Annotated in this window: 11 protein-coding genes; 2 read left to right on the top strand and 9 right to left on the bottom strand. The window is 67.0% G+C overall.

Annotation, left to right across the window (positions count from 1 at the left end; all coding sequences use genetic code 11):
* Positions 1-76: 76 nt before the first annotated feature.
* Complete coding sequence (locus tag AC31A1_RS42415; RefSeq protein ID WP_489658411.1) at positions 77-277, bottom strand: DUF397 domain-containing protein; 201 nt, start codon at positions 275-277, stop codon at positions 77-79.
* Positions 274-1,092, bottom strand: coding sequence for a helix-turn-helix domain-containing protein (locus AC31A1_RS42410; RefSeq protein WP_489658412.1), 819 nt, complete (start codon positions 1,090-1,092; stop codon positions 274-276). Before AC31A1_RS42410 ends, AC31A1_RS42415 begins: the two co-directional genes overlap by 4 nt.
* Before the next feature lie 78 nt (positions 1,093-1,170).
* Here AC31A1_RS42410 and AC31A1_RS42405 point away from each other — a divergent pair, with 78 nt between their 5' ends.
* Entirely contained in the window at positions 1,171-1,593 is a 423-nt protein-coding gene (locus AC31A1_RS42405; protein WP_489658410.1) for a hypothetical protein, read from the top strand.
* On the opposite strand, the gene fxsT is transcribed toward AC31A1_RS42405, so the two are convergent.
* The 7 genes from fxsT to AC31A1_RS42370 form a co-directional block, all read right to left on the bottom strand.
* Positions 1,562-4,129, bottom strand: a complete 2,568-nt coding sequence (fxsT, locus tag AC31A1_RS42400) for an FxSxx-COOH system tetratricopeptide repeat protein (protein ID WP_489658409.1) — start codon at positions 4,127-4,129, stop codon at positions 1,562-1,564. The genes AC31A1_RS42405 and fxsT overlap by 32 nt on opposite strands.
* Positions 4,130-4,153: 24 nt before the next feature.
* Positions 4,154-4,465, bottom strand: a complete 312-nt coding sequence (locus tag AC31A1_RS42395; protein ID WP_489658408.1) for a trypco2 family protein — start codon at positions 4,463-4,465, stop codon at positions 4,154-4,156.
* Positions 4,466-4,584: 119 nt separating this feature from the next.
* Entirely contained in the window at positions 4,585-4,917 is a 333-nt protein-coding gene (locus AC31A1_RS42390) for a helix-turn-helix transcriptional regulator (protein WP_489658407.1), read from the bottom strand.
* Positions 4,914-5,300: a type II toxin-antitoxin system RelE/ParE family toxin gene (locus tag AC31A1_RS42385; RefSeq protein ID WP_489658406.1), complete on the bottom strand. Its 387-nt coding sequence runs from the start codon at positions 5,298-5,300 to the stop codon at positions 4,914-4,916. Before AC31A1_RS42385 ends, AC31A1_RS42390 begins: the two co-directional genes overlap by 4 nt.
* A 91-nt stretch (positions 5,301-5,391) precedes the next feature.
* Positions 5,392-6,051 carry a DUF5063 domain-containing protein gene (locus tag AC31A1_RS42380; RefSeq protein ID WP_489658405.1) on the bottom strand — a complete coding sequence of 220 codons (660 nt, stop codon included), beginning with the start codon at positions 6,049-6,051 and terminating at the stop codon, positions 5,392-5,394.
* The gene (gene recR, locus AC31A1_RS42375) at positions 6,044-6,643 is read right to left on the bottom strand and encodes a recombination mediator RecR (protein WP_019070339.1); all 600 of its coding nucleotides are present in this window, start codon (positions 6,641-6,643) and stop codon (positions 6,044-6,046) included. The genes AC31A1_RS42380 and recR overlap by 8 nt, the downstream gene beginning before the upstream one ends.
* A 69-nt stretch (positions 6,644-6,712) precedes the next feature.
* Positions 6,713-7,057, bottom strand: coding sequence for a YbaB/EbfC family nucleoid-associated protein (locus tag AC31A1_RS42370; protein ID WP_356053061.1), 345 nt, complete (start codon positions 7,055-7,057; stop codon positions 6,713-6,715).
* 266 nt (positions 7,058-7,323) lie between these two features.
* On the opposite strand from AC31A1_RS42370, the gene AC31A1_RS42365 reads away from it, so the two are divergent.
* Positions 7,324-7,581: SLATT domain-containing protein (locus AC31A1_RS42365; RefSeq protein ID WP_489658404.1), on the top strand; the 258-nt coding region annotated here is incomplete at its 3' end.

Genomic DNA, 7,581 nt, shown 5'->3' with positions numbered 1-7,581 from the left:
CCACTCACATCAGCCGATTCACCCGCCTCGGACTCGAACTCACCGCCTGACAATGGCGAATCCGCCAACAAAGTCCTCAAGCTCCGGGCTGAACTGCGGAGACTCCGTTGAGAAACGCCGTCCAGGCGGGGGCGGGGAGGGCCAGTTCGGGACCCGTGGCGTTCTTGGAGTCGCGTATGTGGACGGTCAACTGCGGTGTGGGGAGGGCGACCTCGACGCAGGCACCGCCCTCGTTGTCGCTGTAACTCGACTTGAACCACTTCAGCTGGTCACTCATGGCTGATCCACCATCCGTTCGACGAAACGGGCCGACTCAGCGGGGCTGAGAGCCTGCGTGCGGATCATGCTAAGCCGCTCGCTCACCCGGCTGACAACCTCCGGATCGGCCGACAGTTCGCTGGCGAACGGGCCCTCCGAATAGGCGAACCGCTCGTGGTCGAGGGTCTCCAGCAGCACCATGGGGCCCATGAGCGCGTCGCTGGTGGCCCGTTCGAAGGGGAGCACCTGCACGGTGACGTTCCGCAGGCGGGACACCTCCAGCAGACGGCGCAGCTGTTCGGTGTCCACCTGGGGACTGCGCAGCACCGCCTCATAGAGGACGAAACTCAGGGCCACCAGTGGCTTCCGCTCCGTGAGGATCTCCTGCCGCTCGATGCGTCCCTCGATCCGCTCCTCCACCGTCTCCTCGTCCAGGGGCGGGCAGCGGTTCTCAATCAGCGTGCGCGCGTACCCCGGCGTCTGCAACAGCCCCGGGACGACCGTGGTCTCGTACCACCAGAGACTGATCGCCTCTTTCTCACGCTCCATGAAGTCCTGCGCCCGCGCCGGAAACTTCTCCCTCAGCAAGTAGTCCTTGGCCGCGCTCAGCATCCCGTCAGCCCGGCACATCCCATCGGCCACGTCGAGTACGCGCGGCGTCGGCATCCGTACGCCCTGCTCCATGGACTTGATGGTGTCCGGCGCGTAGTTGGAGGCGGCGGCCAGCTGTTCCCGGCTCACATTGGCCTTCGTGCGCCACCGCTTCAGCTGGTTCCCGCTGTACCGCCAGGCCGCAGGCGGCGGCAGGGAGTTGGCGTTGGACTGGCCCGGCACAGCACCCACCTCCGACCGATACACCCCGGCGTGTATCACCTCAGTCACTACCGAGCGTAGCTTCGCGAGCGCCACCGTGTGACCATGACCGACTCAATTCACCTGCCGGACTGGATCCCCGCGTCCGGTCACCAACTCCGTCTCACCGGCGTCCACTTCGACGCCGTACGCATCGAAGGCGTACGGGGAGAACGGGTCGCCACGCGTCTCATCGAGGACGCCGATGGGGATGCGGGGCCCGTCGTCTGCGAGGCCGCCGGGTTCCGGTGGATGTACTTCCTGCTGGCGCCCGGGGAAGTGCGCCGGCACAACTGGCCCTTGGGCGTGCAGCAGTTCGGGGGACGGGGCGCTCGTACCGTCACGTACATCGGGATTCCGGCGCTGGACGGGAACACGTGGCCGTTGCGGTGGTACAGCGAGCCGACTGCTGCCTCACCTTACGTAGCTGTCGACGAACTGCATACGGTCCTCAGCGACCGCGCCTCCCTCTCGCCCTCGTGAGGCTCTCGCGGATGTCGCATGTCATCGGGTGGTCCTCGCCCCATAGACGGGCGCTATCGGCCAACGCATCCTCGTACACCGCTATCGCGTGTTCCTCACATTCCGCGCATCCGTCCGACTCAAGCACTCTCGCGTAGTTGCTACGGGGTGTCAGAGTGCTCGGGTGATCTGTGCCCATGAGAGAGCTGCGAACGGACAACGACCGCTCAAATATTGGGAGCGCCAACCACGCTTGGCCCCCCGCGTCGTAGGCGAGCGCGAGGTTGTCACTCACCGTCAGTGTGGTCTTGTGCGCCGGGCCGAGAGCACGGTGGCAATCGCCAAACAGTTTCTGGAGGAGAAGTAACGCCATCCCCCTCTGACCCGCCTTCCAGAGAGAGTTGGCATGGGCATTGCGTGCGTTCAGCGTGCCCGGATCGTCCTCGCCAAGCACACGAACCATGTCGGCCACCACCTGCTCGCACAAGGAGACCGCGCTCTCGGCCGCCCCCTCCCCCTCATACTCCACGTAGGCGCTGGCCATGTTGTACCGCGCGGTCAAGCTCAGCAGGTCGTCTTCACCCAACAGTCGGACTGCTGCTTCCCACGCGCGTCGATAGTGCTTAACAGCTCGGTGCACCTGACTTTGGGCAGAGAGGAAGTGCGCGACCGCGGTGAGGAGTACGACCGTATCCACAGTGTCCGTGGGGGGATCCGACTTCTCAACGAGTGCCTCGGCCTGGGGAAGCAGTTCCCTCCATTCCGCCCAGCCGTCAGCGTTCCCCAGCGGATCTTTCGGCAGGAGAGGAAGTAGTGAGGCCGTGGCCTGGTGGCAAGCTGCCGACACCAACTCCGGGGCGCGGTGTGGATCGTCAGGCGAGGGGGTCCGGGCAACCTTTTGTACCAAGCGGTGCACGCTTATGGTCGTTCGACTGGCTGCTATCAGGCTGTAGTCCTCAAGCAGCCCCAGAACCTCCCGTCGGTCGACCGGGTCTGCGATGACCAGCTGAAACAGGTCTTGGGGGATGCTCTCAGAGGAATACCAAGCGGCGATACGGAGGACCTCCACCGCTCGTGGGTCGAGCTGTTCGAGTGTGTCCAGCGTGATGCGCCAGATGCGGGCCATGGTCTGCTCCGGGGCACCGGCCCCCGGAGCCGCGTCCAGCATGCGCTGGGGCCGTTGCATGAGCAGCGCCCTGTATTCGCCGATGGTGTAATGGCGCTGCTCGGCATAGGCCCCGGCCTGCCTCAGCGCGAGCGGCAGATGACCGAGTTCCTCCGCCAGCGCACGGGCCTCGTCCTCCTCACAGCCCCCGACGAGGCGTGACAGGAGGGCCAGCGAAGCCTCCTGATCCAGCACACGCAACGAAATCGGCTCGCACACCCACCCCCGCTTGTACCGACTCGTGATCAAGTGTCGCCCGGATGCCCGCAGTTGGCCTGTCCAGGCATGCACGTCTCCCGGCTTCTCCGCGTTGTCGAAAACCAGGAGCCACCCGGGATGCGTCTGCAACCACCCGACAGCCCATTCGGCAGCCTGCGTAGGGGTGAGGTCGGACGCCTCCTCGCCCCGCAGCCGCACAGTGAGGGCCGCGAAGCCCGCCTCGATCAGCTCCGGCCTGTCCGAGTGAAGCCACCACACCAGCCGATACTCCCCCACGTGATCATGCGCGTAGTGCAGGGCCAGAGTCGTCTTCCCGACACCCCCAAGCCCATGAACCGTCTGTGTGATCGTCTGCGACTCCGCCGAGAGAGCCCGCTCCAGCTCGGCCATCACTTTCGCCCTGCCGACGAAGATCGGCGACGGCAGCTCCGGCAAGTTGTTGATGCCCAGCGGGACTTCGACGTCGTACGCCGTACGCCGCATCCCCTCGCGATCAGCAGCCGTAGTCGTAACGTCCTCCGGAACCAACTCCCCCAACGCCGCCACGAACCCGGGCCGCGCCGACAACGCCGCCACCGACACCGCCGTCAGCTGATCCCCGTCGTAGTCCCGCCGCCGGTCGGTCGTCACGACCCCGATGAGCCGCCCCCGCGCGAAGAGTGCCGCTCCGGACGCGCCCGCCCAGACACCGGGTACGGCGACCTGGTCGACGTACGCCGTGATCAGCCCACTTGACTTGAGTCCCGTCAGCCTCTCGATGTGGCCGCGGATCTCCTTCGTGTCCCGGATACCGTCCCGCACCTCGGACCTGGGGAAGCCGACCGCGACGCACGCCAGCCGCCCCTCGTCCGCTACGACCGGGCCACCGTCGATCCGGCCCCAGCGGACGGGGTCAGCTCCCGCCGGCGGGAGCCATCCGGCATCCGTGATCCTGACCAACGCCCCGTCCGCCTGCGGCTCCCGCTCCAGATCGGGTAGCTCCGTCAGCGGCCACAACACTTTCGCCGCACGCCATTTGGAGTCGCCGCCGAGACCTCTGACCTCCAAGACCCCACAGCCCAGCACATTGTGAAGAGCCGTCAGGACGATGTCGTCCGCGACCAGATAACCGGTCCCCGAGCACTTCCCGACCGGATTCCAGATCTCCACGACCCGCCGCACGTCCACAGCCACAGGCCAACACCCCCGTACTCCCCGTTACTTGGGGCGTTCCCCAGAGCCGTCCGCGATACGCCGATCCGCGCCCTCGGCGTCGACTGGCTGGAGCGTGAGCTTCACACGGCTCGTCGTGCCCTTCGACCGGGTCGCCTTCGCCTCCGCACCGAACGGCAGGACCAGGACCTTCGCCCGTGCCTCCCCGTCCTTCTTCACGTCAACGGCGAACTCGATCTCCACCGGGCCCGTCCGGAACTGGATCTCCTGTCCCGCCCCGTCCCGCGCCGCCTGCTGAAGCTCCGCCCGGATCGCCCCGATCGCCTCGGCCAGGCCCGCCCACGCCTCGTCCGCCACCGGGCGTCCCCCTCGTCCTCGTACATCTCCGTACACTCGCCGTGGGCGCAGCGTACTCCCCGCTCCCCCGCCGTTAGCCCAACTCATCTGCGTACGAGGGACGATGACATACGCAGCCGTCAGGCCGCACCGGCCGTCCGGTCCCCGTACTCGATGGTCACAGTGATCCTGGCCCCGAGCACCTCCGCATACGTACGCATCGTCTCCAAGTTGTGGATCTCCCCCCGCTCGATCTGGGAGACCCTGGCCTGGGAAATCCCCACCGCCTTGGCCACTTGAGCCTGCGTCAGCCCCTGTTCTTCCCGGATCTCGCGGAGATGGTGACCCACGACGTACGCCTCGGTCGCCGTACGAGCCGCCTGCTTGCGGGATTCCCATTCGGCATCGGACACCTCGGGCTGGTTCTCCCGCATCCGGAGCTTGGCCTCTGCCCAACTGCTGTACTGGCTCATCGGGCCTTCCCGTCCTTTCCCGCCTCGTCAGCGGCGGCCAGATACTCGTCGTAGCGGGCCTCGGCGAGGGGGACCGACTCCCGGTACCAGTCCCTCCAGCGGCCGGACTTGTCTCCCGCCACCAGCAGAATCGCCTCCCGCCTGGGGTCGAACACGAAGAGGATCCGGACCTCTGTACTTCCCGAGCTGCCAGGCCGCAGCTCCTTGAGGTTGTGTGTCCGGGAGCCGGTAAGCCGGTCGACCAGTGGACGTCCCAACGCGGGGCCGCTCTCCGCCAGCATGTCGACCGCGGCTTCGACGAGGTCCGCGGACATCGGGTCCTCCTCTGCGAGCTTGAGCAGCCACGACTCCACCGAGGGGTGGAGGTTGATCTCCCAGTTCATGCTCCGTATCCGAGCCTACGACGCGGAGCAGTAGAAGGAAATCCTTATATCTTCAGCTCAACGAGTGAACCGATACGTGAGCGAGCCGGAATTACTTCACCTGCCTGATCCCCAACGGCCCCGCGATCTCCTCCGCCATCACCGCGCCCGCCTCGAACTCCAGGGTCTCGTCGCCCATGCTCACGTCCGTGTCGAGGCCGTCCAGTTCGGGGAGGGGCTGGTTGAGGCGGACGTGGGCGACCAGGGACTGGAGGGCTCGGAGGGCGGCCGAGGCGGTGGAGCCCCAGTTGGAGAAGTAGGAGAACTGCCACCACCACAGGGCCTCCGTGGTGCGGCCGGCGCGGTAGTGGGCCATGCCGTGGCGGAGGTCGGTGATGACGTCCGCGAGGTCGTCGGAGATACGGGCCGGTACCGGGGCCTTGCGCGGCTCGTAGGGGTCGAAGACCTCCGAGTACACGTCGATCGGCTCCAGCATCACCGCGAAGCGCTCGCGGATCTCGTCCACGTCCGGCTCCGGGCCCAGGTCGGGCTCGTAGCGCTCATCCGGGACGATGTCCTCGTGCGCACCCAAACGGCCGCCCGCCAGGAGGAGTTGGGACACCTCAAGGAGGAGGAAGGGGACCGCCGAGTCGGGGTCCTCGCCCTTCGCGACCTCGAACACGGCCACCAGGAAGCTCTCGACCTGGTCCGCGATCTGGACCGCGAAGTCGTCCGGGTCCTGTGCGGTGGCATGCAGCGTGGCGTCAGACATCTAGGAGTCGTCTCCCCTCGAAGGCGCGGCCGAGGGTCACCTCGTCCGCGTATTCCAGGTCTCCGCCCACCGGGAGGCCGCTGGCCAGGCGGGTGACCTTGAGGCCCATGGGCTTGATCATGCGGGCGAGGTACGTGGCCGTGGCCTCGCCTTCCAGATTGGGGTCCGTGGCAAGGATCAGTTCCGTGACCGTACCGTCGGCCAACCGCGCGAGAAGTTCTCGTATACGCAGGTCGTCGGGTCCGACACCTTCGATCGGGCTGATCGCGCCGCCGAGGACGTGGTACTTGCCCCGGAACTCACGGGTGCGTTCGACCGCCACTACGTCCTTCGGTTCCTCGACCACGCAGATCACCGAGAGGTCGCGGCGCGGGTCGCGGCAGATGCCGCACAGCTCTTCCTGCGCAACGTTTCCGCAGGTGGCGCAGAAGCGGACCTTCGCCTTGACCTCCATCAGGCACTGCGCGAGCCGCCGTACGTCCGTCGGCTCCGCCTGCAGGATGTGGAAGGCGATCCGCTGCGCGCTCTTGGGACCGACGCCGGGGAGTCGCCCCAATTCGTCGATGAGGTCCTGGACCACGCCTTCGTACAACGGACTGCCTGCCCTTCCTGGAAGTCGTGCGGTACGTGCCGTACGTACCGTAGTTGGCCGCGGGCCGTCTTAGAAAGGCAGACCGGGGATACCGCTGCCGCCGCCCAGGCCCTGTGCGAGCGGGCCGAGCTTCTGCTGCTGGAGGGTCTGCGCGTTCTCGTTGGCCGCCTGGACCGCCGCGACGATCAGATCGGCGAGGGTCTCGGTGTCCTCGGGGTCGACGGCCTTCGGGTCGATCTTCAGCGCGCGCAGCTCGCCGGAACCGGTGACGGTGGCCTTGACCAGCCCGCCGCCCGCCTGTCCGTCGACCTCGGTCCGCGCCAGCTCCTCCTGCGCGTTCGCCAGGTCCTGCTGCATCTTCTGGGCCTGCTGGAGCAGCTGCTGCATATTGGGCTGGCCACCACCGGGAATCACGATCAGCTCCTGGTTTCCTACGACTGTCCGCATGGCTGTCTGTACGGCTGTATGGGCGAGGATCTCCCCGCTCGGCACGAGCCTACGTGGTCCGGGCAGTCATCGCTTCGGCACTCTTTCGAGTGAGTCTTCACCGTGTCCTATACCTGATCAAGACCCACTTCCGGGCGGAAAAGAGGTGAAACCAGATCCTTCGCCACCCATTGGGCGGTAGGAAGGGTCCGGCACATCAGCATCAGGTGTCACACGACGTAAGGGAGTGCCGGGTGGGTCAGCCGGAGATTCAGCCCGAAGGCGGCGATCTGGCCGGGCGGACGTTTCCGCTCGGGGACTGGGGCGAGCCGACGGCCCGGCTGGACGAGCTGTACCGGTGGGTCGAGCGCGGGGCGCTGGAGACGACGGCCCGCTATCTCACGGACCGGGTGTGGAAGCGGCGCGGGGCGCGGGTGCTGCGCGCGGGCGCGGCGCTGGGCGCGCTGGCGGGGGCCGCGCTGCCCCTGCTGGACCTCACCGGGGTGGTGGGC

The organism is Streptomyces sp. P5F9, from assembly GCF_057961495.1.
The sequence above is the reverse complement of the archived record's forward strand: the minus strand, read 5'-3'. Positions and strand labels throughout refer to the sequence as shown.

Excerpts from the sequence above, each read along its gene's own strand:
- AC31A1_RS42385 (WP_489658406.1), bottom strand. The coding sequence starts at position 5,300 with ATGAACTGGGAGATCAACCTCCACCCCTCGGTGGAGTCGTGGCTGCTC.
- AC31A1_RS42380 (WP_489658405.1), bottom strand. The coding sequence starts at position 6,051 with ATGTCTGACGCCACGCTGCATGCCACCGCACAGGACCCGGACGACTTC.
- AC31A1_RS42415 (WP_489658411.1), bottom strand. The coding sequence starts at position 277 with ATGAGTGACCAGCTGAAGTGGTTCAAGTCGAGTTACAGCGACAACGAG.
- AC31A1_RS42390 (WP_489658407.1), bottom strand. The coding sequence starts at position 4,917 with ATGAGCCAGTACAGCAGTTGGGCAGAGGCCAAGCTCCGGATGCGGGAG.